This is a genomic window from Streptomyces sp. NPDC085946, from assembly GCF_044540485.1.
Classification (GTDB): domain Bacteria; phylum Actinomycetota; class Actinomycetes; order Streptomycetales; family Streptomycetaceae; genus Streptomyces.
Genome location: NZ_JBITSF010000036.1, coordinates 1 through 23630 on the forward strand (window position 1 = coordinate 1; position 23630 = coordinate 23630).

The 23630-nt window shown below is 74.7% G+C and carries 18 protein-coding genes and 1 tRNA gene; 1 reads left to right on the plus strand and 18 read right to left on the minus strand.

Going from position 1 to position 23630, the window contains the following annotated elements; all coding sequences use genetic code 11:
• Positions 1-368: 368 nt before the first annotated feature.
• From fusA to ACIF8T_RS37380, 11 genes are all read right to left on the minus strand, one after another.
• Positions 369-2444 carry an elongation factor G gene (gene fusA / locus ACIF8T_RS37330; RefSeq protein ID WP_400041545.1) on the minus strand — a complete coding sequence of 692 codons (2076 nt, stop codon included), beginning with the start codon at positions 2442-2444 and terminating at the stop codon, positions 369-371.
• A gap of 470 nt (positions 2445-2914) precedes the next feature.
• A complete protein-coding gene (locus ACIF8T_RS37335; RefSeq protein ID WP_400041547.1) occupies positions 2915-3496 on the minus strand; it encodes a DM13 domain-containing protein in 582 nt (193 codons plus the stop codon).
• A gap of 192 nt (positions 3497-3688) precedes the next feature.
• Positions 3689-3773, minus strand: a tRNA-Leu gene (locus ACIF8T_RS37340).
• Positions 3774-4149: 376 nt separating this feature from the next.
• The gene (locus ACIF8T_RS37345; RefSeq protein ID WP_400041549.1) at positions 4150-5199 is read right to left on the minus strand and encodes a sugar phosphate isomerase/epimerase family protein; all 1050 of its coding nucleotides are present in this window, start codon (positions 5197-5199) and stop codon (positions 4150-4152) included.
• A 108-nt stretch (positions 5200-5307) separates the two neighbouring features.
• Entirely contained in the window at positions 5308-6744 is a 1437-nt protein-coding gene (locus ACIF8T_RS37350) for a nucleotide pyrophosphatase/phosphodiesterase family protein (RefSeq protein WP_400041551.1), read from the minus strand.
• Positions 6741-7946, minus strand: a complete 1206-nt coding sequence (eboE, locus tag ACIF8T_RS37355; RefSeq protein ID WP_400041553.1) for a metabolite traffic protein EboE — start codon at positions 7944-7946, stop codon at positions 6741-6743. Before eboE ends, ACIF8T_RS37350 begins: the two co-directional genes overlap by 4 nt.
• 3 nt (positions 7947-7949) lie before the next feature.
• The gene (locus ACIF8T_RS37360; RefSeq protein ID WP_400041555.1) at positions 7950-8843 is read right to left on the minus strand and encodes a TatD family hydrolase; all 894 of its coding nucleotides are present in this window, start codon (positions 8841-8843) and stop codon (positions 7950-7952) included.
• Positions 8843-9586, minus strand: a complete 744-nt coding sequence (locus tag ACIF8T_RS37365) for an EboA domain-containing protein (protein ID WP_400041556.1) — start codon at positions 9584-9586, stop codon at positions 8843-8845. The genes ACIF8T_RS37360 and ACIF8T_RS37365 overlap by 1 nt, the downstream gene beginning before the upstream one ends.
• Positions 9583-10635, minus strand: coding sequence for a sugar phosphate isomerase/epimerase family protein (locus tag ACIF8T_RS37370; protein ID WP_400041558.1), 1053 nt, complete (start codon positions 10633-10635; stop codon positions 9583-9585). The genes ACIF8T_RS37365 and ACIF8T_RS37370 overlap by 4 nt, the downstream gene beginning before the upstream one ends.
• Positions 10632-11702, minus strand: a complete 1071-nt coding sequence (locus ACIF8T_RS37375) for an SCO3242 family prenyltransferase (protein ID WP_400041611.1) — start codon at positions 11700-11702, stop codon at positions 10632-10634. Before ACIF8T_RS37375 ends, ACIF8T_RS37370 begins: the two co-directional genes overlap by 4 nt.
• Positions 11703-11788: 86 nt before the next feature.
• Positions 11789-13033: an inositol-3-phosphate synthase gene (locus ACIF8T_RS37380; protein WP_400041560.1), complete on the minus strand. Its 1245-nt coding sequence runs from the start codon at positions 13031-13033 to the stop codon at positions 11789-11791.
• Positions 13034-13311: 278 nt separating this feature from the next.
• On the opposite strand from ACIF8T_RS37380, the gene ACIF8T_RS37385 reads away from it, so the two are divergent.
• Positions 13312-13548 (plus strand): hypothetical protein, encoded by a 237-nt coding sequence (locus ACIF8T_RS37385; protein WP_400041561.1) that lies wholly within the window; start codon positions 13312-13314, stop codon positions 13546-13548.
• Here ACIF8T_RS37385 and ACIF8T_RS37390 read toward each other — a convergent pair.
• The 7 genes from ACIF8T_RS37390 to ACIF8T_RS37420 all read right to left on the minus strand — a co-directional run bounded on the left by ACIF8T_RS37390 (position 13535) and on the right by ACIF8T_RS37420 (position 23503).
• Complete coding sequence (locus tag ACIF8T_RS37390; RefSeq protein WP_400041562.1) at positions 13535-16048, minus strand: PQQ-dependent sugar dehydrogenase; 2514 nt, start codon at positions 16046-16048, stop codon at positions 13535-13537. The two genes, ACIF8T_RS37385 and ACIF8T_RS37390, sit on opposite strands and share 14 nt — an antisense overlap.
• Positions 16049-16185: 137 nt before the next feature.
• A complete protein-coding gene (locus ACIF8T_RS37395; protein WP_400041564.1) occupies positions 16186-17184 on the minus strand; it encodes a sugar phosphate isomerase/epimerase family protein in 999 nt (332 codons plus the stop codon).
• A gap of 12 nt (positions 17185-17196) precedes the next feature.
• A complete protein-coding gene (locus ACIF8T_RS37400; RefSeq protein WP_400041565.1) occupies positions 17197-18438 on the minus strand; it encodes a Gfo/Idh/MocA family protein in 1242 nt (413 codons plus the stop codon).
• A gap of 79 nt (positions 18439-18517) precedes the next feature.
• A complete protein-coding gene (locus tag ACIF8T_RS37405; protein ID WP_400041567.1) occupies positions 18518-19558 on the minus strand; it encodes a substrate-binding domain-containing protein in 1041 nt (346 codons plus the stop codon).
• Positions 19559-19575: 17 nt separating this feature from the next.
• Positions 19576-20595: an ABC transporter permease gene (locus ACIF8T_RS37410; RefSeq protein WP_400041569.1), complete on the minus strand. Its 1020-nt coding sequence runs from the start codon at positions 20593-20595 to the stop codon at positions 19576-19578.
• Positions 20592-22112, minus strand: a complete 1521-nt coding sequence (locus tag ACIF8T_RS37415; protein ID WP_400041571.1) for a sugar ABC transporter ATP-binding protein — start codon at positions 22110-22112, stop codon at positions 20592-20594. Before ACIF8T_RS37415 ends, ACIF8T_RS37410 begins: the two co-directional genes overlap by 4 nt.
• Positions 22113-22321: 209 nt before the next feature.
• Positions 22322-23503: an ROK family protein gene (locus ACIF8T_RS37420; protein WP_400041573.1), complete on the minus strand. Its 1182-nt coding sequence runs from the start codon at positions 23501-23503 to the stop codon at positions 22322-22324.
• Between the last annotated feature and the right edge of the window lie 127 nt (positions 23504-23630).

Sequence of the window (23630 nt, forward strand, 5' to 3'; positions counted from 1 at the left end):
CCGCCGGTACCACGGCCCCGCTCGTCACCGCCGGCGCCGGCGGGGCGGCGGTTCACCAGATGGGTCAGCAGGCCGGGGGGGGGCCCGGGCCCCGGGGGGGGGGGGGGGGGCCCGCCCCGCCCCCCCCGCCGCCCCCCCGGGGGGGCCGGGGGGGGGGGGGGGCCCCCCCCGCGGGGGGGGGGGGGGGGGCGGCCCCCCCCGGGGGGGGGCCCCCCGGCCCCCCCCCCCCCCCCCCGGGGGGGGGGGGGGGGCCCCCCCCCCCGGGGGGGCCCCCCCCGCCGCAGCCGGGGCCGCCTGGTGGCGGTGCGCCGTCATGGCGGTGCGCCGTCATGGCGGTGCGCCGCCTGACGACGGGGCCGCCCCGGCGGCTACGGCACCGGGACCGGTGCCGGAGCCGGCGCGTAACCCGTCGGCCGGGCCGTGAACGTGCCGCGTCCCTGCGTCCGGCTGCGCAGCCGGGTCGCGTAGCCGAACAGCTCGGCCAGCGGCACGGTGGCGGTGACGACCGCCGCGCCGGCCCGGGTGACGGAACCCGTCACCCGGCCGCGGCGGGCCGCGAGATCGCCGAGCACACCGCCCACCGCGTCCTCGGGCACGGTGACCGTGACCTCGACGACCGGTTCCAGCAGGACCATCGCGCAGGCGCGCAGCGCCTCCCGGAGCCCGAGCCGGCCCGCCGTGCGGAAGGCCGTCTCCGAGGAGTCCTTCACGTGGGTCGCCCCGTCGGTCAGGGTGACCCGCAGCCCGGTCACCGGGTGACCGCCCAGCGGCCCCTCGGCCAGGGCGTCCCGGCAGCCGGCCTCCACCGCGCGGACGTACTCCTGCGGCACCCGGCCGCCGACGACGGCCGAGCCGAACGCGAAGCCCGGGGTGCCGTCACCGGTGTCCTCCAGGGGTTCGACGTCGAGGACGACCTGCGCGAACTGCCCGGCCCCGCCGTCCTGTTTGACGTGCCGGAAGACCAGGCCGGACACGCCGCGGGCCACCGTCTCGCGGTAACCGACCCGCGGACGGCCCACGCCGACCTCCAGCCCGTGCTCGCGCCGGATCTTCTCCACCGCGACCTCCAGGTGCAGCTCCCCCATCCCGGACAGGACCGTCTGGCCGGTCTCGGGGTCGGTCCGCACGGTCAGCGAGGGGTCCTCCTCGGCGAGCCGGGCGAGCGCCGACGCCAGGCGGTCGGTGTCGGTGGTCCTGCGCGCCTCGACCGCCACGGAGACGACCGGGTCGGGCACACCGGGCGGTTCGAGGACGAGCGGGGCGTCCGGCGCGCACAGCGTCGAGCCGGCACGGGCGGACTTCAGGCCGACGACGGCCACGATGTCCCCGGCGACCGCCCGGTCCAGCCGGGCGTGCCGGTCGGCCTGGACCCGCAGGATCCGGCCGATCCGCTCGGTGCGCCGCGCGCCCGGGTCCCACACCGCGTCCCCCTTCCCGATCGTTCCCGAATACACCCGCAGGTACGTCAGCCGTCCCGTCGCGGTGGCGTTCACCTTGAACGCCAGCGCGACGAACGGCGCCGCCGGGTCGGCCGCCCGCTCCTGCTCCGCACCGTCGTGCAGACCGCGTACGGGCGGCACGTCGAGCGGCGACGGCAGGTACGCCACGACCGCGTCCAGCAGCGGCTCGACGCCGCGGTCGCGGTAGGCCGAGCCGCACAGCACGACCACGCCGTCGCCGCTGTGCGTCAGGTCCCGCAGCGCGGCGGCCAGCGTCCGCGCGGTGAGCGTGCCGGTGGCGCAGTACTCGTCCAGGGCACCCGGGTGGAGTCCGGCCACCGCCTCCTCCAGCAGCCGGCGCCGTCCCGCCGCCTCCTCCCGCAGTTCGTCCGGGACCGGCCCCCGCGTGACCGTGTCACTGCCGTCGGCCCAGGTCAGCGCCCGCATCCGCACCAGGTCGACGACGCCGGTGAAGTCGTCCTCCGCGCCGATCGGCAGCTGCACGGCCAGCGGCGCCGGGTGCAGACGGTCACGGATCGACGCGACCGCCGCGTCCAGGTCGGCGCCGGCCCGGTCCATCTTGTTGACGAACGCGATCCTCGGCACCCCGTGCCGGTCGGCCTGCCGCCACACGGACTCGCTCTGCGGCTCGACGCCCGCGACGGCGTCGAACACCGCCACGGCGCCGTCGAGCACGCGCAGCGCGCGCTCCACCTCGTCGGCGAAGTCGACGTGGCCCGGGGTGTCGATGAGGTTGATCCGGTGGCCGTCCCAGGCGCAGCTCACCGCCGCGGCGAAGATCGTGATGCCCCGGTCCCGCTCCTGCGGGTCGAAGTCGGTGACGGTGGTGCCGTCGTGGACCTCGCCGCGCTTGTGCGTGGTTCCGGTGGCGTACAGGATCCGCTCGGTGACGGTGGTCTTGCCGGCGTCGACGTGGGCGAGGATGCCCAGGTTGCGGACGACGGCGAGCGGGTGGGCGGGGTGACGTTCGGGTGCGGTGCGCACGGCCCTTGGCCTTTCGGTGCGGCAGGGAACGGGGCGGCGCGATCGACCGGACGAGCGTGCGACGACGGCGTACGGACCCGCGGGCCCGGCTCGTGGTGCCTGGCCCGGGTCCGGCCTGTGGGCCTGACCTGCGGGGTCGGGCGGTGAGGCCCGGCCCGCGGGCCCGGGGACCGTCATCGGGCAGGGCGGTGCCCGTGCCCGGAGGTGTGTCGCGAGGTGTGTCGGAGGCTCGTCACGGCATCCGGTGCCGGCCGCGCAGCGGGCACCGGACGCACCAGGACACGAGGATCACCTCGTACCGGGACCGGGGAGCGACGACAGCGGTGCGGTCACGCACGGCCGGGCTCCCCTCACTCGTCAGGACGACGCGCCGCCCGCCGTGTGCCGTGGGCGGCGCGTGATGTGTGGTGAGTGTAGGAAGCCGGGCCGGTCCCGGGCACGTGATTTTCCGCCGCCCGAGGCCGCTCCCCTCAGACGCGGGCCAGCTCCGCCGCGCCGAAGGACACGTCGAACCGGTCGCACCAGATGCTCAGGCTCGTGAACGCGGCCGGGTCGACGTCGGCGGGCAGGCGGTAGTTCTGGTCGCCCTTGTTGCCCTTGAGTCCGCCGAGACTGACGTACTTCCCGTCGTCGAACACGTGCCAGCCGGCCTTGCCCTCCTTCACCGGGGCGTCGGTCAGCCACACCCGCAGGTCGGGGCCGTTGCTGGTGTCCAGGTCCTCCAGGCGCACCACGTGGGAGCCGTCGGCCAGGCGCAGCAGCCGCACCGTGCCCGTCGTGGCGTGCTCATGGCTGACCAGCTCGCCGCGCGCCAACGTCACCGGCTCCGCCGCGCCGGGTGTCGCCGACGCGGCGGCCGAGGATGCCGCGCCGGAGGGCGTCGCCGCCGGGGCCGGGGCGGCGGAGGCCGCGGGCAGCGCCTCCTCGACGGTCTCGTCCTGCCACAGCTTCCACGGCTGGAACCAGTACAGTCCCGCACCCACCGCCACGATCACCACCGCCAGGGCTCCTCCGACGACCGACCGCCCCGGCAACCTGCGCACGCGTCCCATTCGGGTCTCCTCCCCTTCCTCGGCCCCCATTCCATCCCGCGCACCCGCCCGGGGGCAGCACCCAGGAGGTGACGGAATCCTTACGTGCGGGAAGGGACCTGCGGGAGGCCGGATTCCGGGGCCCGGAACCCCGGAAACGACTCGTGCGGGCCGAGGAAGCCTCGACCCGCACGAGTTGCGAAAAACGATCTGTGTCCGAGGGGGGACTTGAACCCCCACGCCCGATAAAGGGCACTAGCACCTCAAGCTAGCGCGTCTGCCATTCCGCCACCCGGACCAGGTGTCTGCCGCCTGACCGGGGCGTTCCCCGCGGCGACACGGACAACAATACCAAGGTTTCGGAGTGCCCTTCACCTGCGTTTCCGTTCGCCGGGGCCGTGCGCGGGGCACACGACACGGCCGGACGCCGCAGTCACCCCGGGTGATCCCGCCGTCACAGCCGTGCACGATGCGTGGCTGGATGTGGCGGGTGGGTGGCGGACACACATCGCGGGTGCCGCCGGCCCCGACGCCGGCCTCCTCCGGCACGGCCGTCTCCGGCGCGGCCTTCTCCGCCCGCGCCGCGCACGGTCCCCGCACCGGAGTGACTTCTCCCCCTGGCGGACCGGTCCCTCCCGGCGCCGGGAGGGACCGGTCCGTCCGCGTGCGGATCCTCAGCACTTCTCCCGCAGCGAGTGCAGGTGCGCGCTGGAGCGGCGGGCGAAGGCGAGCGAATCCGCCGGGTTGTCGTGTTCGGCCTGCCAGTGGTGGGCCGTGCGCTCGCCGCGCAGCCGGGTCACGGCGGAGATGAAGCGCTGGTAGTCGATGTCGCCGTCGCCGACGTCGACCATGCGGTAGCCGTACGGGTTCGACGGGTCGCTCTCGCCGTCCTTGACGTGGAACAGCGGGTAGCGGTGCGGCTGTCCGAGCACGTAGTCGAGGGGTTCGAAGGGTGCGGGCGTGCCGTCGGGCCGCTTGGAGAACCGGAACTGGGCGACGTACGCCCAGTAGATGTCCATCTCCAGGTAGACGAGGTCGGGGTCGGTCTCGGCGAGCAGGACGTCGTAGAGGCGGACCTTGGGGTCGTCGGCGGCGAAGGAGAACTCCTCGGAGTGGTTGTGCTGGTAGAACTTGATGCCGCGCGCCTTCGCCGCCGCGCCGTAGGCGTTGAAGTCCTCGGCGGCGCGCTTCCAGGCGTCGACGGTGGAGCCGTAGCGGAACGGGCCGGCGGCCGTGCCGATGTGCTTGAGGCCGAGGGCCTCGGCGTCGTCGAGGACCTTGGTGAGGTTCTGCGCGAAGGTGTAGGCGTTCGGGTCGCTGGAGTAGTAGCCGACGTGGCTGCCGATCGGCTTGAGGCCGTGGTCCCTCGCCAGCCGCCGGAGTTGGGCGAGGGTGATCGGGCCCGCCGAGCCCTGGGTGTAGCCGGCGAACTCGACCTCGTCGTACCCGTACTTCTCCAGTTCGGCGAAGACGGGGGCGAAGCCGAGCGTGGAGACCTTGTCGCGCAGGCTGTAGAGCTGGATGCCGAGCCGGCCGGGCGGCAGGACGGGGCGGCCGCGGCCCGCGGCGGTGCCGGTGGCCGGCGGGGTGCCGGTGGCCGCGGCGGCGGGGCCGGTGGCGGCGCCGAGCAGGGCGGCGGCGGCGGTGCCCGCGGCGACGCCCAGCATGCCTCGTCTGGTGAGGCGGTGGGTCAGTTCGGGGTCGGGCTGGGGGATGCGGCTCATGCGGGGAACTCCTCGGTGTCGAAGGCCGTTGTCGGTGGTGGGTGCTTCACTTGTGACCAGGTGGAACGGACGGGCCGGTGAGGCCGGGTGCCGGCCGTGACCGGCCGGTCAGCCGAGTCCGGCGAGGCGGAGCAGGAGTGACTTCACGTCGGTGGCCGCGACGCGGTCGCCGACAGCGCGGGGGGTGGAGCAGATGAGGAGCGGACCGTCGTCGTCGCTCGCGGGAAGGCGGCCGTGGCTGCCGCGAAGAGGTGAGGGGTCCAGGGGCACGACCGCCATGCGGTAGCGCATGCCGAGTTTCTTGCGCGCCAGCGCGGTCGCCGCCTTGACCCTGACGTAGGGGTCGAGGGGATCCATGAGGAGTTCGGCCGGGTCGTAGCCGGGTTTGCGGTGGATGTCGACGAGCCGTGCGAAGTCGGGTGCGCGGGCGTCGTCGAGCCAGTAGTAGTACGTGAACCAGGCGTCCGGCTCCGCGACCGCGACGAGTTCGCCGGAGCGCGGGTGGTCGAGGTGGTGGGTCTTCTTGCCCTCGTCGTCCAGGAGTCGTTCGATGCCGGGCAGTCCGTCCAGGGCGGCCCGGGTGGCGTCGAGGTCCTCGGGGCGGCGGACGTAGACGTGCGCGATCTGGTGGTCGGCGACGGCGAAGGCCCGGGACGCCATCGGATCCAGGTACTCCATGCCGTCCTGCGTGTGCACCTCCAGCAGGCCGGCGCGCCGCAGGGCGCGGTTGATGTCGACGGGCCGGCTCACGCGGGTGATGCCGTACTCGGACAGCGCGACGACGGTGCGGCCTTCGGCGCGGGCGTCGTCCAGGAGGGGTGCCAGGGCCGCGTCCAGGTCGGCGGCGGCCCGGTGGGAGCGCGGGTCGTCGGGGCCGAAGCGCTGCAGGTCGTAGTCGAGGTGAGGGAGGTAGCAGAGCGTCAGGTCGGGGTGTCGGGTCCGCATGACGTGGCGGGTCGCGTCGATGATCCAGCGGCTGGAGGCCAGGTCCGCGCCGGGTCCCCAGAAGCGGAACAGGGGGAACGTGCCGAATCGCTCGGTGAGTTCGTCGTGCAGGTCCGCCGGGCGGGTGTAGCAGTCGGGTTCCTTGCGGCCGTCGGCGTAGTAGATCGGACGGGGGGTGACGGTGATGTCGGTGTCGGCGCCCATGGCGTACCACCAGCAGATGTTGGCGACGGTGTAGCCGGGGTGGGCGCGGCGGGCCGCGTCCCAGAGCCTGTCGCCGGAGACCAGGCCGTTGTGCTGGCGCCACAGGAGGACGTCGCCGAGTTCGCGGAAGTACCAGCCGTTGCCGACGATGCCGTGCTCGGAGGGGAGGGTGCCGGTGAGGAAGGTGGACTGGGCGGCGCAGGTGACGGCGGGCAGCACGGTGCCGAGCGGGGCGCGGGAGCCGGACCGGCCGAGCGCTTCGAGGTGGGGCATGTGGTCGAGGAGACGGGGGGTGAGGCCGACGACGTCGAGGACGAGGAGGGGGGTGGGCCGCGGGGTGCGCGGGACGGGCCCGGTCGTCCCCGGGTCGCCGGCGGTCGGTCCTTCGGATGTCATGGCAGCTCCTTCAGGCCGAGGTCGGTCAGCAGGTCGCGGGCGAGGGCGAGTTCGGCGGCGATGCCGTCGGCGAGCTGGGCCCGTCCCCGGGGCCGCAGCTCGGGCGGGAGGGCCTGCCAGGTGTAGGTCTCGACCTCCAGGTGGCGGGTGAGCGGGTGCGGGCCTCCGACGAGCCGGGTCAGCGCGGTCCGCAGTGCGGGGAGCGTGGAGGTGAGGGGCGCGGCGGGGGCCGCGTGCAGGGGGACGTGGAAGTGGGCGCGCCAGGGCGCGGAGTCGGGCAGGGCGTCGCCCTCGAGTGCCTCGTCGAGGTCGTCGGTGCCGCGCAGTCCGGCGGCGGTGACCGTGCGGGTCTGGTGCAGGAAACGGGGTTCGGCGAAGGCGGCCAGGGCCTCGCGGACCTCGGGCAGACGAGGGTGGTCGGCGTGCAGGGCGGCCGACAGCTGGGATTTGACGACGGGGACGCCGGCCTCGGCGAGCGCGTCGAGGGCGGTGTGCGGGTCTTCGAAGGAGGTGGCGAGATGACAGGTGTCGACGCAGATGCCGATGCGGTCGTGGCCGATCGAGGCCAGCGGGCCGATGGCGTCGCGGGTGGTCTCGACGACGCAGCCGGGTTCGGGTTCCAGGCCGATCCGGACGGAGCGGCCGGTCAGGTCGGCGAGCGCGTCGAGCCGTTCGGCGAGGGTGCGCAGGGCGGCGCGGGCCGTGGCGACGCGGTCGGCGACGTGCGGTCCCGCCCCGGCGGAACCGGGCTCCTGGGGGAGGGGGGTGCGCCAGGCGAGCGGCAGGGTGGAGATGCTGCCGTCGGTGACGTCGTCGGGGAGCAGCGCGGCGAGGATCCGGGCCAGGGCCGTGGTGTGGTCGAGGCGTTCGGGGTCGGCCCAGTCGGGTCGGTAGACCCGGTACTTGACCTCTTCGGCGCCGAACCCCTGGTAGGGGAAGCCGTTGAGGGTGACGACCTCCAGGCCACGCCGGTCCAGTGCGCCGCGCAGACCGCGCAGGGCGGACGGGTCGGTGACCAGGGCGCGGGCGGCGTCGCGGGCCAGCCACAGCCCGATGCCGAGGCGGTCGCGGCCCAGACGACGGCGCACGGGCTCGCAGTGGTCGCGGAGCTGGGCGAGGACCCCGTCGAGGGTCTCGGCCGGGTGGACGTTGGTGCAGTAGGCGAGGTGGACGGTGGAGCCGTCCGGGTGGCGGAAGCGCATGGCTCACGCCTCCGCGGCCGGGGCGCCGGCCGGCTCGTGGCCGTCGTCCCTCGGGGCGCCGCGCAGGACGGAGTTGCCCTCGTGCGTGGCCTCCGTGACCGTGACGTCGAGGACCAGGCGGCCGCTGAGTCCGTAGAAGGCGACGGGGTTGCGCCACAGCACCCGGTCGACGTCGTCCTCGGTGAATCCCTCGGCCAGCATCAGGTCGGCGACCTTGCGGGTCTTGAGGGGGTCGCTCCTCCCCCAGTCGGCGGCGGAGTTGACCAGCACCTGCTCGGGCCCGTGGGCGCGCAGGATCGCGACCATCCGCTCCTCGTCCATCTTGGTGTCCGGATACACCGAGAAGCCCAGCCAGCAGCCGCTGTCCTTGGCCTCCTTGACGGTGGTCTCGTTGAGGTGGTCGACCAGGACGCGTTCCGGGGGCAGGGCGGACTCCCGGACGACGTCGAGGGTGCGGCGCAGGCCGGTGAGCTTGTCGCGGTGCGGGGTGTGCACGAGCGCGGGCAGGCCGTGGTCGGCGGCGAGCTGGAGCTGGGCGGCCAGCGCGGTGTCCTCGGCCGGGGTCATGGAGTCGTAGCCGATCTCCCCGACGGCGACGACGTGGTCCTTGACGAGATACCGGGGCAGGGCGTCGAGGACGGGCACGCAGCGCGGGTCGTTGGCCTCCTTGGGGTTGAGGGCGAGGGTGCAGTGGTGGGCGATGCCGTACTGCGCCGCGCGGAAGGGTTCCCAGCCGAGGAGGGCGTCGAAGTAGTCGAAGAAGGAGGCCGGCGAGGTCCGGGGCTGGCCCAGCCAGAAGGAGGGCTCGACGACGGCGCGGACGCCCGCGGCGTACATGGCCTCGTAGTCGTCGGTGGTCCTGGACGTCATGTGGATGTGGGGGTCGAAGAGGCGCATCAGGACTCCTTGCCGTGGGGGTGGTCCGTGCCGTGCGGAGGGGCCGCGGACTCGGTGAGGGCCAGGACGCGGTGCAGGTCCGCGGGGACGGGGCGGCCGGCGGCGGTGCGTTCGGCGGCGTAGTCGTCCAGCATGCGGGCGAGTTCGCCGTCCCCCCGGGCGCGCTCGGCCAGGTCTGTCACGTGGTCGACCGGGACCTCGGTGAACAGGCACTTGAGCACGGCGTGGCGCCAGGAGTGGGGGGCGAGGTGCCGGGCGGCGTAGGGGCCGACGGCGGCGGCGAGGAGCCGGGTGTCGTTGGTGCGCAGGGCGTCCTCGACGAGGGGGAGGGCGTCGGGGCCGGGCACGAGGTGGGGCAGGGCGTGCAGGACGGCGCGGCGTTCGTCGGCGGTGCCCTGGAAGTAGACCCGGGACAGCGCGTCGGCGTCGGCGCGGGCCGCGTGCAGGATCAGTACGCGGGCGGCGTCGGCGTGGGAGGGGCCGCAGCGGCGGCCGGCCTCGGCCAGGCGCAGTTCCCACACCGGGACGGGGCCGTGGAGGCCGGGGTGGGCGGCGGCCTCGTCGAGGGCTTGGTCGAGCCAGGCGCGGGCGGCTCCGCCGAGGTGGGCGGCGAGGTCGCGGCGCAGTTCGTCCGGCGGGGTGAGCGCGAGGGGGGTGCCGTGCACGGGCCGGGTGTGCCGGGCGTCCGGGGTTCCCCGGCCGCTCGGGGTGGGGGCGGCCGGGGTGGCTCGGGGGCGGGTCATGAGGTGGTGCTCCCTTCGGGGGTGGCGGAGGGATCGCCCGGCGGTGGAGGGGTGGTCGGGGAGCCGGTCGCGTGGCCGGCCGCGCGGCGGAGGAGGGGCAGGGAGTGGGCGGCGAAATGGGGGCCGGCGTGGGAGTGGCGGGGCAGTTCCACGACGGCCAGGCCCTGGTAGCCGGTGGCCGCCAGGGCGGCGAGGACGGACGGGAAGTCGATCTCGCCCTCCCCCAGCGGGAGGTGCTCGTGGACGCCGCGGCGCATGTCCTCGATCTGCACGTGCCGCAGCCACGGGGCGGCGGCGGACACGCAGTCGGCGGGAGGGAGGGGTTCGAGGCACTGGCAGTGGCCGATGTCGAGGGTGAGACCGAGCGGTTCCGGGTCGCCGAGCATGCGGCGCAGGTGGTGGAAGTCGGCGAGGGTGGCGAGGAGGTGGCCCGGTTCCGGTTCGACGGCGAGGGGGACGCCCGCGGCGGCCGCGGCGTCCAGGACGGGGACCAGTGCCCCGGCGAGGCGCTTCCACGCGGTGTCCTCGTCGGTTCCCGGCGGGAGGGTGCCGCTGAAGCAGTGGACGGCGTGGGCTCCCAGGTCGCCGGCGACCCGGACGGCGCGCAGGAGCAGGTCGACGCGGCGGGCGCGGTCGCCGGGGTCCGCGTCCAGCAGGGAGGGGCCGTGCTTGCGGCGCGGGTCGAGCACGTAGCGGGCGCCCGTCTCCACGGTGACCCCGAGCCCCAGCGTGTCCAGCCGGTGCGCGACCTCGCGGGTGCGGGCGGCGAGGCCGGGGGCGAGCGGGTCGAGGTGCATGTGGTCGAGGGTCAGACCGACGCCGTCGTAGCCGAGGTCGGCCAGCAGGGCGAGGGCGTCGTCGAGCCGGAGGTCGGCGAGTCCGTTGGTGCCGTAGCCGAAGCGGAGGGGGGCGGGTTCGCCGGTGGGCCCGTCGGCGGGGTGGTCAGGGCCGGTCTCCGGGCGGGACGGGGCGGGCCTCGTCCCCGGACGGGACCGGGCGGGACCGGCGTCCGTGCGGGAGCCGGCGGCTCGCCGCGCAGGGGTGCTCATGTGATGCTCACCTTCCTCGCGAACCTCCGCCCGAGCGGGGCCAGCGCCGCGATCACCAGGGCGCCGGCGGCGGAACCGGTGCGGGCGGCCAGGGCGGCCTGCAGGGGGACCGTGGCGCGGATGCCGGCGCCGACGGCGCGCTGGGTGAGCGGAGGTGAGGGGTTGAGGGCGGCGTGGACGTAGGGACGGGCCGCGGTGGCGGCGTACGCGGCGGCGAGAGCGGTGGTGAGACGGGGCGCGGCCCGGACGGCGGGACTCGGCCGGCTTCGCCGGGCGGCCCGGTCGCCCGGTGCGGAGGGGGTGGCTGCCGTGTGCCCGGGCGCGGGCTCGCCTCCGCCGGTACCACGGCCCCGCTCGTCACCGCCGGCGCCGGCGGGGCGGCGGTTCACCAGATGGGTCAGCAGGCCGGTCGCGGCCAGGGCCGCGAGGGGGGCCAGGGAGGAACCGCCGCGCGTCTCCCGGCGCGACACGGTCGTGACGGCGAGGGTGTGGGCGCCGAGGAGGGCGGCGGAGGGGAGGGCCCGGCGGGGGCGGCCGGTGGTGGCCGCGGCGCCGAGGAGCAGGTCCAGTGCGCGGGTCGTCGCCATCGCCGCCGGACCCGCGGGGGTGTGCTTCAGGGTGAGGTCGTACGCCCAGACCGTGGCCGCGAGCGGCGCGGCGACGGCGAGGGCCGGGCGGCCGGCGCGGGCGGCGAGGGCCAGCCCGGCACCGGTGAGGGCGCAGGCCGCCGTGAGGGCGGCCGCCGGGCGGACACGGCCGGAGGGCAGGGGCCGGTGCGGGCGTTCGGCGGCGTCCTCCTCGCGGTCCGCCCAGTCGTTGAGGGCCATGCCGGCCTCGTACAGGCAGAGGGAGGAGCCGACGGCGAGCAGGACGCGGGGACGGGCGGCGGGTGCGCCGGCCGCCGCCGCGCCGGCCAGCGCGTCGCCGGGGACGGTGAACAGGGCGGGCAGGCGCAGCAGTTCGGCCCAGGCGCGACCGCGGTTCGGGCGCGAGGTGCCGCCCTCGCGCCGGCCGGGCGGAGCACTCCCGGTCGAGGTGCCGGCCGCCCCGGCACCATCCGGCACCACCGGCGGCTCCGGCCCCTGGGGCCCCTCCCGGTCCCCCTTCTCTTCCGCTTCCCGTGCCCCTTCCCAGCCCTTCTCCTGGCCGTCCGTCACCGCTGCTCCCCCGCCCCATCGGCCGTCCCGGCCAGGTCCGCCGGACGCTCCCCCGCCGCGCCGCCCGACGCCCCCGTGTCCGTCCCGGCCAGCCTCCGGGCGAACCCCGTCAGCACGGCGTACTGCTCCGCCAGGCCCGACGGCCCCTCCCCCACCGGGTCCTTGAAGTAGAAGCCGAGTTCGCCGAGGGGGCCGGACAGGCCGGTCTCGTGGGCCCGGGCGGTGAGGCGGGCCAGGTCGAGGACCAGGGGGGCCGCCAGGGAGGAGTCGCAGCCCTGCCAGGTGGTCTGGAGGACCATGCGGGTGCCGAGGAAGCCGTCGAAGGCGATGTGGTCCCAGGCGGTCTTCCAGTCGCCGAGCGCGGGGACGTCGTCGATGTGGACCTCGCCCTCGGGGGCGGTGCCGAGCGTGTCGGCCAGGACCCGCTCCTTGCCCGCGTTCTTGGCCGCGGCGGCGGCCGGGTCGGCCAGGGCCGCGCCGTCGCCGCCGCCCAGCAGGTTGGTGCCGGACCAGGCCCGCACCGCGAGCGCCCGCTGCGCGAACATCGGGCCCAGCACCGAGCGCAGCAGGGTCTGGCCGGTCTTGCCGTCGCGTCCGGCGTGGGGCAGGCCGGACGACTCGGCCAGCGGGGCCAGTGCGGGGTGGTGCAGGCCCGTGGAGGGGGTGAAGTTGACGTACGGGCAGCCGGCGCGCAGGGCCGCGGCCGCGTACAGGGAGCTCGGCGGCAGCGTGTCCCCCGTGGCGGCGGGCTCGGTGGACGCCACGTTGACCACCACGGCCCGCGCGAGGCCGTGGCGGCGGACGAAGTCGCGGATGTCGGCGCTGAAGGCGGCGATCAGTTCGTCCGGTTCCCGGGTGTCGCCGGCGACCGGGCCGCCCGGCCGGATCTCCCGGTCGGCGGCGGCCAGGTCGGCCGCGACCGCGGACGGCAGGCCGTGCGGCAGCACGCCCTGGGCCGCCAGTTCCTCCGCGCGTTTGGGGAGCGGGCAGTCGAGTGTGTCGTGCCCGCCGAAGACCAGGGACGACAGCGCGGGCAGACCGCTGCCGGCGAACACGGGCGTCTCGGTCACCAGGCCCGTCGGGGGGTGCAGGCCGGCGGTGACGGCGGCACAGCCCGCCACCACGGTGGTGGCGACGGAGCCGCGCGCTCCGATCAGCCACACCCCCACCCGGGGAGCCCGAGGGTCCTGGGAGACCCGGGGACCTCGAGGGACCCGGGAGTCGGAACGGGACGCGGACATGGGCAGCCTCCTTGTCGTGCGCGGCGTACGTGGGTGCGTGACGTGCGTGACGTGCGCGTCGTGCGGGGACCCCGGCGGGGCGGTCGAGACGGCGGGCGGGAGTCCGGCGTCCCCCGCCCGCCGCCGCTCAGTGGCCTCGCGGAGCCGTCCGGTCCGAGGGCTCCGCGGGCGGTCGCCCGATCCGGATGCCGGGGAAGGACCCCGGGGCGGCGGCCCGGCGGTTCCGGATGCCGAGGCGGCCGCCGGCCGGGCCGCGGACCGGACCGGTGGGGGCAGGGGTGGTGAGGGGGCCGTCGCTCTTCACGTCGTCGGGCCGGACCCGGCGGCACTCCCGCGACCACGCGCGCTCGCCCACCGCGTCCGCGCCCAGCCGGCCGTACGGCCGCACCGGCCGCACCGACGGCATCGGCAGTACCGACGACACCGACCGCACCGACGGAAGCCACGGCGCCGGAGGCACCGGCGGCGCCGGCCGCACCGGCGGCCGCATCACCACCTCCCTCACCCCGTCGTGAAGGTGAAGTCGTCCACGTCGTACAGGGCGCCGGTGCCGCTGCCCCTGAAGACGAGGTACAGCGTGGTCGTGCCGCGCGGTGCCCGGGTCAGGGCGGCGCTGACGTCCTGGAAGGTGTCCCAGCCGCCGGTCACCGGCACGGTCGCCCTGCCGAGCAGCGTGCCGCCCGGCGAGCCGGCGCGGATCTCCAGGGTGCCGCCGGTGCCTCCGGAGGAGACGCGTGCGGTGATCTTCTCGGCGTCGCGCAGGAGGTACGGCGTGAAGGAGATCCAGTCCCCGTTGTGGACGTCGCCGACGGTCCGGCCGCCGTGCGCGGTCTCCCTGGTGATCACCGAGACGCCGGAGGAGTCGCCGAAGTGCTCGGCCTGGCGGTGCCGGGGCTGGGCGACGTTCTGGTCGTGGGAGGTCAGCGCGGCCTGGCCGCCGCCTCCGCCGTCGGTGTACTCGGCGTCGATCACGCCGAAGATGTTGGCGTCCTCGTCGTGGCCGCCGTCGGCGCTGGTCCGGAGGGTGCCGGTGCAGCCGTTGGCCGAGGTGAGCGGGTGGCCGTGGGTGTCGTGGCCGAGGACGAAGGTGACCTTGACCTTGGCGCAGTCGATGGTGGTGTCCTCGGGGTCGGTGACCTTCACCGTGAAGGGGACGGCGTCGCCGAAGCTGAACAGCTGCCCGTCCTTCGGGGTCTCCAGGACGACCTTGGGCGCGGTGTTGCCGACGACGATCTGCACGCTCGCGCTGCCGGTGCGGCCGGAGGGGTCCTTCGCGGTCAGGGTCGCGGTGTAGGTGCCGTTCCTGCGGTAGGTGTGCGTGGGGTCGGCGGAGGTGGAGGTGGCGCCGTCGCCGAAGTCCCAGCGGTAGGTGAGCGCGTCGCCGTCCTGGTCGGTGGTTCCGGCGGAGGAGAAGCGGACCCTCAGCGGCGCCTGCCCGGAGGTCCTGCTCGCGGCGGCCCGGGCGACGGGCGAGTGGCCGTCGGTGGCGTTCTCGATGCGGTACAGGGCGGAGTTCTCGTCGCCGCCGAACCAGGCCAGGCCGTAGTCGAGGACGTACAGCGCCCCGTCGGGGCCGAAGGCCATGTCCATGATCTGGGTGCCGGTCCACGGCACGTCATTGATGGACCGGACGGTGCCGTCGGCGTCGCTGGTGATCCGCTTGATCCAGCGGCGGCCGAACTCCCCGGCGAAGAAGTCGCCGTCGTACGCCTCGGGGAACTTCACCGGCGAGTCCAGGGCCGGGTCGTAGTGGTAGACCGGGCCGCCCATCGGGGACTCCGAGCCGGAGCCGAACTCGGGCAGCGAACCGCCGTCGTACGGGATCCAGGCGGGCTGGGCCGGGGGCAGGTCGGTCAGGCCGGTGTTGTGCGGCGAGGTGTTCTTCGGGGCGGCGCAGTCGAAGGGCGCGCCGGACCGGCCGGTGGCGAAGTCGTGGTCGACGTAGGCGTCGTTGTCGCCGGTGCAGTACGGCCAGCCGAAGTTGCCGGGGCCGGTGACGCGGGCGAACTCGACCTGGCCGGCCGGGCCGCGTGCCGGGTCGGCGGCGCCCGCGTCGGGACCGTAGTCACCGACGTAGAGGATGCCGGTCTCCTTGTCGACGCTGAAGCGGAACGGGTTGCGGAAGCCCATCGCGTAGATCTCGGGCCGCGTCCGGTCCGTGCCGGGCGCGAAGAGGTTGCCCTCGGGGACGGTGTACGAGCCGTCGGCGGCGACCTTGATGCGCAGGATCTTGCCGCGCAGGTCGTTGGTGTTGCCGGAGGTGCGCTGGGCGTCGAAGGCCGGGTTGCGGTCCGCGCGCTCGTCGATGGGCGTGAAGCCGTCCGACTGGAACGGGTTGCTGTCGTCGCCCGTGGACAGGTACAGGTTGCCGGCCGCGTCGAAGTCGATGTCGCCGCCGACGTGGCAGCAGATGCCGCGGGTGGCGGGCACGTCGAGGATCTTGCGCTCGCTGGCGTTGTCCAGGGTGCCGTCGGCCTTCAGCACGAAGCGGGAGAGGCGGTTGACGCCGTCGAAGGGCGCGAAGTCGGCGGCGGTGCCGGTCTCCGGGGCGTCGCCCGCGGGGGTGTTCAGCGGGGGCGCGTAGTACAGGTAGATGAAACGGTTCTCCGTGAAGTTCGGGTCGACGCCGATGCCCTGGAGTCCCTCCTCGTCGTGGGAGTAGACGTCGAGTTTGCCGGCGAGCCTGGTGTTGCCGGCGGCGTCGGTGAGGCGGAGTTCGCCGTCGCGGGAGGTGTGCAGGACCGAGCGGTCCGGGAGGACGGCGAGCGACATGGGTTCGCCGACCTCCGCCTCGCCCTTGGCGAGGGTGACCTGCTGGAAGTCCTCGGCGGCGACGGCGGGCCCGTCGTCGGGCGCGGCGCCGGCCGGGGGTGCGGCGAGGGTGAGGGACGCGCCGGCCAGCAGGGCGCCGCTGATCAGGGCGACCGCCTTGCGGAACGACGGGCGCCGGAATGCCGCGCGCCCTTCGCGGGTCTCGATCCTGCCGGTACGGGTGGTGGGGTCGTTCCCGTGCACGAATGCCTCCGTCGATGGGGCCGGTGGTGCGGGCGGGTGCGTACGCCGGGGTGTGCCGTCACCCCGGAGCCGGGCGGGGCCCCGGAAGGGCATGGGGAGTCGCCCCGGCGGGCCGGGGCGCCCTCCGGGGGCCGGGGTCAGTTGCCGAACGCCGCGTCGAAGGAGGCCGACGGCGGCTCGAAGTCGTAGGCCTTCAGGCGGGTCAGGGCCTCGGGGGCGCCCTGGAGCCGGTCCATGCCGGCGTCCTCCCACTCCACGGAGACCGGGCCCTGGTAGCCGATGGAGCGCAGCATCCGGAAGACGTCCTCCCAGGGCACGTCGCCGTGCCCGGCGGAGACGAAGTCCCAGCCGCGCCGCGGGTCGCCCCAGGGCAGGTGGGAGCCGAGGCGGCCGTTGCGGCCGTCGAGGCGCTTGCGGGCCTCCTTGCAGTCGACGTGGTAGATCCGGTCGCGGAAGTCCCACAGGAAGCCGACCGGGTCGAGGTCCTGCCACACGAAGTGCGAGGGGTCGAAGTTGAGGCCGAAGGCGGGCCGGCGGTCCACCGCGTCCAGGGCGCGGACGGTGGTCCAGTAGTCGTAGGCGATCTCGCTGGGGTGGACCTCGTGGGCGAAGCGCACGCCCTCGGCGTCGAAGACGTCGAGGATGGGGTTCCAGCGCTCGGCGAAGTCCTGGTAGCCGCGGTCGATCATCGACTCGGGCGCGGGCGGGAACATGGCGACCAGGTGCCAGATCGCGGAGCCGGTGAACCCGATGACGGTGTCCACGCCGAGGGCGGCGGCGGCGCGCGCGGTGTCCTTGATCTCGGCGGCGGCCCGCTGCCGTACGCCCTCGGGTTCGCCGTCGCCCCAGATGCGGGCGGGCAGGATCGCCCGGTGGCGTTCGTCGATGATGGCGTCGCAGACGGCCTGCCCCACCAGGTGGTTGGAGACCGCCCAGCACTTGAGGCCGTACTTGTCGAGGAGCGCGTGGCGGGAGGCCACGTAGGAGGGGTCGGCGAGGGCCTTGTCGACCTCGAAGTGGTCGCCCCAGCAGGCGAGTTCGAGCCCGTCGTAGCCGAAGTCGCGGGCCAGGCGGCAGACCTCCTCCAGGGGCAGGTCCGCCCACTGGCCGGTGAACAGGGTGAAGGTGCGCGGCATCGTCAGTCTCCTCTAGGCCGCTATCGGCGTGTAGACGGAGTTCTTCTCGGCGCTCTCCTCGACCGCCGCCAGGACGCGCTGCACCTGGAGCCCGTCGGCGAAGGAGGGGTCGGGGCGGCGGTGTTCGGCGACGGCGTGGACCAGGTCGCGGGCCTGGTGGACGAAGGTGTGCTCGTAGCCGAGGCCGTGGCCCGGCGGCCACCAGGCCTCCAGGTAGGGGTGGTCGGGTTCGGTGACGAGGATCCGGCGGAACCCGGCGTGTGCGCCGGGTTCGGTGCCGTCGTGGTACGACAGCTCGTTGAGCCGTTCCAGGTCGAAGGCGAGGGAGCCGCGCTCGCCGTTGAGTTCGATGCGCAGGGCGTTCTTGCGGCCGGTGGCGTACCGGGTGGCCTCGAAGGAGGCGAGGGCGCCGGAGGCGAACCGGCCGGTGAACAGGGCGGCGTCGTCGACGGTGACCTGTCCGGTGCCCGCGGCCGACACGGCGGACAGCCCGCCGGCCGTTCCGCCGGGCAGCGGCCGTTCCCGTACGAAGGTCTCCGTCAGCGCCGACACGCCCGCCAGCTGCTCCCCCGCCAGGTACTGCGCGAGGTCCACGATGTGCGCCCCGAGGTCGCCGAGCGAGCCGGAGCCGGCCTGCTCCCGGCGCAGCCGCCAGGTCAGCGGGAACGCCGGGTCGACCAGCCAGTCCTGGAGGTAGGCGACCCGTACGTGCCGCAGCGTGCCGAGGCGGCCCTCGGCGACCATGCGGCGGGCCAGCGCGGTGGCGGGCACCCGGCGGTAGTTGAAGCCGACCATCGCCAGCCGGCCGCGGCCGTAGGCCTCCTCGGCCGCCCGGGTCATCGCCTCCGCCTCCGCGACCGTGTTGGCCAGCGGTTTCTCGCACAGCACGTGCTTGCCGGCGGCGAGCGCGGCCAGGGCGATCTCGGCGTGGCTGTCGCCGGGGGTGCAGATGTCGACGAGGTCGACGTCGTCCCGTTCGACCAGGGCGCGCCAGTCGGTCTCGGTGTCCGCCCAGCCGTGCCGGTCGGCGGCCGCGCGCACGGCGGTGGCGTCCCGGCCGCAGACGACGGCGAGCACGGGGTCCAGCGGCAGGTCGAAGACGCGGCCCGCGGTGCGCCAGCCCTGGGAGTGCGCGGCGCCCATGAAGGCGTAGCCGACCATGCCGACGCGCAGCGGCGGCTTCCCGTCCCGGGTCCCGGTCCCGCCCGGCCGTCCGGCAGCCTCTGCCCCGTCTGACTGCTGCGGCTGTGCCATACGGATGTCCTCCTCGTCGTCGTGGCGCGGTGGGGGTGGCCCCGCCCGGTGGCTGGTCGGGCCGGCGGGGCCGGGCTCCCTACTGGAAGCCGGTGGGCATGTACTGGTCGACGTTGGTCTTGTCGACGACGGCCGAGTAGAGGGTGAGGCTGGCCGGGATCTCGAACTCGGCGAGGCCGCCGACGCCCTTGCCCTGGCCGAGGGCGCGGGCGAGGTCGATCGCGGAGGCGGCCATGGTCGGCGGGTACAGGACGGTCGCCTTCAGGACGCCGTCGTCCTGCTTGATGGCCTGGAAGGCGGACAGGGCGCCGGCGCCGCCGACCATCAGGAAGTCGTCGCGTCCGGCCTGCTCGATGGCGCGCAGGGCGCCCACGCCCTGGTCGTCGTCGTGGTTCCACAGCGCGTCGAACTTCGACTGCGCCTGGAGCAGCTGGGCCATCTTGGCCTGCCCGGACTCGACGGTGAACTCGGCGGCCTGGCGGGCGACCTTCCTGATGTTCGGGTAGTTCTTCAGGGCGTCGTCGAAGCCCTGGGTGCGCTGCTTGGTCAGTTCCAGGTTGTCCAGGCCGGCCAGTTCGATGACGCGGGCGTCGGCCTTGTCCTTGAGCTTCTCGCCGATGTAGTGGCCGGCGTTGAGGCCCATGCCGTAGTTGTCGCCGCCGATCCAGCAGCGGTAGGCCTGCGGGGTGTTGAAGACGCGGTCGAGGTTGACGACCGGGATGCCGGCGCGCATCGCCTTCAGGCCGACCTGGGTGAGCGCCTTGCCGTCGGCGGGCAGCACCACCAGGACGTCGACCTTCTTGTTGATGAGGGTCTCGATCTGCCCGATCTGCTGGGCGGTGTCGTTGGAGCCCTCGGTGATCTCCAGGGTGACGTCGGAGTACTTCCCGGCGCGCTTCTGGGCGTTGTCGTTGATGGCGTTGAGCCAGCCGTGGTCGGCCTGCGGGCCGGCGAAGCCGATGGTGACGGGCTTGCCGGGCTTGTCGTCGGCGGCGGGCTTGTCGTCGGCGGCCGGTTCGCCGTCGCTCGGCTCGTTGCTCGTGCAACCCGCGAGAAGGGCACCGGCGGAGACGGCGGCGGCCCCGAAGAGCAGTCCTCTGCGGCTCGTGAGCTCTGACATGGCGGTGAACCCTTTCCTCAGGTCGTGCTTGCGGTACGGCGCTGGACCAGCACGGCGGCGACGATGATCGCGCCCTTGGCGATCTGCTGGACGTCGCTCTGCAGGTTGTTCAGGGCGAAGATGTTGGTGATCGTGGTGAAGATCAGGACGCCGAGGACGGAGCCGGTGATGGTGCCGCGGCCGCCGCTGAGCAGCGTGCCGCCGATGATCGCGGCGGCGATCGCGTCGAGTTCGTAGAGGTTGCCGTTGGTGTTCTGGCCGGAGCCGGACAGCACGATCAGCAGGAAGGCGGCGATGCCGCAGCACAGTCCGGACAGCAGGTAGAGGTACAGCCGCTGGCGGCGTACGTCGATGCCGGCGAGCCGGGCGGCCTCGGCGTTGCCGCCGACGGCGACCGTGCGGCGGCCGAAGGTGGTGCGGTTGAGCACCAGCCAGCCGATGACCGTCACGACCGCGAAGACCAGCACGAGCGGCGGGACGCCGAGCACGTAGGCGTCGCGTTCGCCGAGGTCGAGGACGGAGGGCACGGTGACGATCTGGGTCCTGCCGTCGGTGATCTGCAGGGCGAGGCCGCGGGCGGAGGCCAGCATGGCGAGGGTGGCGATGAACGGGACCATCGCGCCGTACGCGATGAGCAGCCCGTTGACCAGGCCGCAGCCCACCCCGACGATCACCGCGGTGAACAGGATGCCGGCGAAGCCGTACTCCTGGGTGGCGACGGTGGTGGCCCACACGGAGGCGAGGGCGACGATCGCGCCGACGGACAGGTCGATGCCGCCGGAGGTGATGACGAAGGTCATGCCGACGGTGACGACGCCGATCACGGACGCCTGGGTGAGGACGAGTTGGAGGTTGCGGGTGTCCAGGAACTCGTCCGGCTTGGTGAACCCGCCGATGAGGACCAGCACGGCGAGCACGCCGAGCAGGGACAGGGTGCGGACGTCGGCGCGGGCCGTGAGGCCGCGCCAGGCGGGGGCGTGACCGGCCGGCGGCACCTTGCCGGTGCTGCTCCGCGGCGGGGAGACGGGCTGCGTCATGACGCCGGGCTTCCTTCCATGACGAGGTCGAGTACGCGGTGTTCGTCGAGCTCCCGGGCGGGCGCCTCGTGCACGACGCGTCCCTCGCGCAGCACCAGGACGCGGTCGGCGAGGCCGAGCACCTCGGGCACCTCGCTGGAGACCAGCAGGACGCCGAGGCCCTCGTCGGCCAGCCGGCGGACCACCGCGTACAGTTCGGCGCGCGCGCCGACGTCGACGCCGCGGGTGGGTTCGTCGAGCAGCAGCACCCGGCAGCCGCGCAGCAGCCAGCGCGCCAGGACGGCCTTCTGCTGGTTGCCGCCGGACAGGGTGCGCACGGGGACGGACGGGTTGTCGGGCCGCAGGGACAGCTCGCGGGTGGCGGCCCGGGCGGCGCCGAGTTCGGCGCCCCGGTCGATCCAGCCGGCGCGCGAGAAGCGGGACAGGGAGGAGACCGACACGTTGCGGGTGACGGACTCCAGCATCAGCAGGGCCTGCGCCTTGCGTTCCTCGGGGGCGAGGCCCAGCCCGGCGCGCACGGCGGCCCGCACGCTGCCCGGCTTCAACGGCCTTCCCTCCACCAGCACTTGGCCGGACGTCGGCTTGCGGGCGCCGTAGACGGTCTCCAGGATCTCGGAGCGGCCGGAGCCGACCAGCCCGGCGAGGCCGACGATCTCGCCGGGGCGCACGGTCAGGTCGAGCGGCGCGAACTCCCCGGTCCGGGCCAGGCCGCGGACCTCCAGCAGCGGCTCGCCCGCCGCCGCGCCGGCCGCCGGCCGGCCGGGGAAGACGTACTCGACGTTGCGGCCGGTCATCAGGGCCACGACGTCCCGGGTCGGGGTGGTCCTGGCGGGCAGTCCGCCCGCCACCGCGCGGCCGTCCTTCAGCACGGTCACCCGGTCGCCGATGCGGCGGATCTCCTCCAGGCGGTGCGAGATGTAGACGACGGCGACGCCGTCGGCGGTGAGGTCGCCGACGATCCGGAAGAGGTTGTCGACCTCGTCCGGGTCGAGGGCGGCGGACGGCTCGTCCATCACGATGAGCCGGACGTCGTGGGAGAGCGCCCGCGCCATCGACACGATCTGCTGCTGGGCCGCCGGCAATTCCCCGACCGGGCGGGCCGGGTCGATCTCCGCGTGACCGAGTCGTGCGAGCAGGCGCGCGGTCGACTGCCGGGCCGCCTTGGCCCGGACGACGAAGCCGGCGGCCGTGGGTTCGTGGCCGAGGTGGACGTTCTCGGCGACCGACAGGTGCTCGACCAGGTCGAGTTCCTGGTAGATGGTGGCGATGCCGAGGCGCATGGCGGCGATCGGGGAGCGCAGCGTGACCGGCTCGCCGCGCCAGCGGATGGTGCCGGTGTCGGGCTGGTGGGCGCCGGCCAGGACCTTGATGAGGGTGGACTTGCCGGCGCCGTTCTGGCCGAGGAGGCAGTGCACCTCGCCGGCCTGGACGTCGAGGTCGACGCCGTCGAGGGCCCGGACTCCGGGGAAGGACTTGGTGATGCCGGACATGCTGAGCAGGGGTGGTTCGGGTGCCATGCGGATTCCCCTCGGCGGGCGTGCGGGCCGGTGTCAGGGCGCTGGGTGCGGGGGTGCTCGGGGCAGGACTGCGGGACGGGCGTGCTCGGGGCAGGACGGAGCAGGGCAGGGCAGGGCGGAGCAGGGCAGCGGGGCAGGGCGGAGCGGGGCGGGGCAGGGCGGAGCTGAGGTGCTGTGCGGTGCTGGTGCGGCCGTGCCGGGGTGCGTGCTTACGCGGGTGAGAACAGGTGGTCGCTGATCAGGCGGGCCGCGCCGATGACGCCGGCGGCGGGACCCAGTTCGCCCAGGACGATGGGCAGGTTGCCGGTCGCCAGGGGCAGTGACTGGCGGTAGACCTGGGTGCGGATCGCGGCGAGCAGGGTGTGGCCGAGGCCGGTCACCCCGCCGCCGATCACCACCAGGCCGGGGTTGAAGAAGCTGACCAGGCCGGCGATGACCTGGCCGGTGCGGTTGCCGCCCTCGCGGATCAGGTCGAGGGCGGTGGCGTCGCCGGCGGCGGCCGCGGCGGCCACGTCGGCGGCGGTGAGGGAGCCGTGGGTCTCCAGCCGGGAGGCCAGCTCGACGGACAGTCCCTGCTCGGCCGCCTCCCTGGCGTCCCGGGCGAGGGCCGCGCCGCTGAAGTGGGCCTCCAGGCAGCCCCGGTTGCCGCAGGCGCAGGGCCGGCCGTCGGGCACGGCCTGGATGTGCCCGATGTCGCCCGCGCTGCCGGTCGTACCGCGGTAGACGTGGCCGCCGACGACGATGCCGCAGCCGATGCCCGTGCCGATCTTGACGCAGAGGAAGTCGGCGACGGTGCGGGCGACGCCCGCGTGCTGCTCCCCCAGCGCCATGAGGTTCACGTCGTTGTCGACCATGACCGGGCAGCCGAGGTCCTGGCTGAGCGCCTCCCGTACGGGGAAGCCGTCCCAGCCCGGCATGATCGGCGGGGCCACCGGGACGCCCTCGGGGAAGCGGACCGGGCCCGGGACGCCGATGCCGGCGCCGTCGTACCCCTCCGCGAGCCCCGAGGCCCGCAACTTCGCCGCCATGGACAGGACTTGCTCGAAGACCGCGACCGGGCCCTCGCGGACGTCCATGGGCTGGTTGATGTGCCCGAGGACCTCCAGCTCGGCGTTGGTGACGGCGACGTCCACGGAGGTCGCGCCGATGTCGACGCCGAGGAAGCGCAGATGCGGGTTGAGCCGGATGTTGTGGGAGCGGCGGCCGCCGCGCGAGGCGGCGAGTCCGTCGGCCACCACCAGCCCCGTCTCCAGCAGCCGGTCCACCTCCACGGCCAGCTTGGACCGCGACAGGTCGACCTGGTCGCCCAGCTGGGCGCGGGAGTTGGGGCCGCCGTCGCGCAACAGCTTGAGCAATCGGGCCTGATGGGCGTTGGCGGGTCGCGCGGTCATGCGTCTCACGAGCCCCTCCCCGCCTCAATCGGCCTGTGCGCGCCGGTTTCCGGCCACATCCGTGGCTTGCTTCGGTACGGAACGTAGCAGCGGCTGCCACGACGGGGAAGAAGTCGCGCACGAATTG

Coding starts and splice junctions, on each gene's coding strand:
- ACIF8T_RS37335 (WP_400041547.1), bottom strand. CDS start 3,496: ATGGGACGCGTGCGCAGGTTGCCGGGGCGGTCGGTCGTCGGAGGAGCC.
- ACIF8T_RS37345 (WP_400041549.1), bottom strand. CDS start 5,199: ATGAGCCGCATCCCCCAGCCCGACCCCGAACTGACCCACCGCCTCACC.
- ACIF8T_RS37350 (WP_400041551.1), bottom strand. CDS start 6,744: ATGACATCCGAAGGACCGACCGCCGGCGACCCGGGGACGACCGGGCCC.
- eboE (WP_400041553.1), bottom strand. CDS start 7,946: ATGCGCTTCCGCCACCCGGACGGCTCCACCGTCCACCTCGCCTACTGC.
- ACIF8T_RS37360 (WP_400041555.1), bottom strand. CDS start 8,843: ATGCGCCTCTTCGACCCCCACATCCACATGACGTCCAGGACCACCGAC.
- ACIF8T_RS37365 (WP_400041556.1), bottom strand. CDS start 9,586: ATGACCCGCCCCCGAGCCACCCCGGCCGCCCCCACCCCGAGCGGCCGG.
- ACIF8T_RS37370 (WP_400041558.1), bottom strand. CDS start 10,635: ATGAGCACCCCTGCGCGGCGAGCCGCCGGCTCCCGCACGGACGCCGGT.
- ACIF8T_RS37380 (WP_400041560.1), bottom strand. CDS start 13,033: ATGTCCGCGTCCCGTTCCGACTCCCGGGTCCCTCGAGGTCCCCGGGTC.
- ACIF8T_RS37395 (WP_400041564.1), bottom strand. CDS start 17,184: ATGCCGCGCACCTTCACCCTGTTCACCGGCCAGTGGGCGGACCTGCCC.
- ACIF8T_RS37400 (WP_400041565.1), bottom strand. CDS start 18,438: ATGGCACAGCCGCAGCAGTCAGACGGGGCAGAGGCTGCCGGACGGCCG.
- ACIF8T_RS37405 (WP_400041567.1), bottom strand. CDS start 19,558: ATGTCAGAGCTCACGAGCCGCAGAGGACTGCTCTTCGGGGCCGCCGCC.
- ACIF8T_RS37410 (WP_400041569.1), bottom strand. CDS start 20,595: ATGACGCAGCCCGTCTCCCCGCCGCGGAGCAGCACCGGCAAGGTGCCG.
- ACIF8T_RS37415 (WP_400041571.1), bottom strand. CDS start 22,112: ATGGCACCCGAACCACCCCTGCTCAGCATGTCCGGCATCACCAAGTCC.
- ACIF8T_RS37420 (WP_400041573.1), bottom strand. CDS start 23,503: ATGACCGCGCGACCCGCCAACGCCCATCAGGCCCGATTGCTCAAGCTG.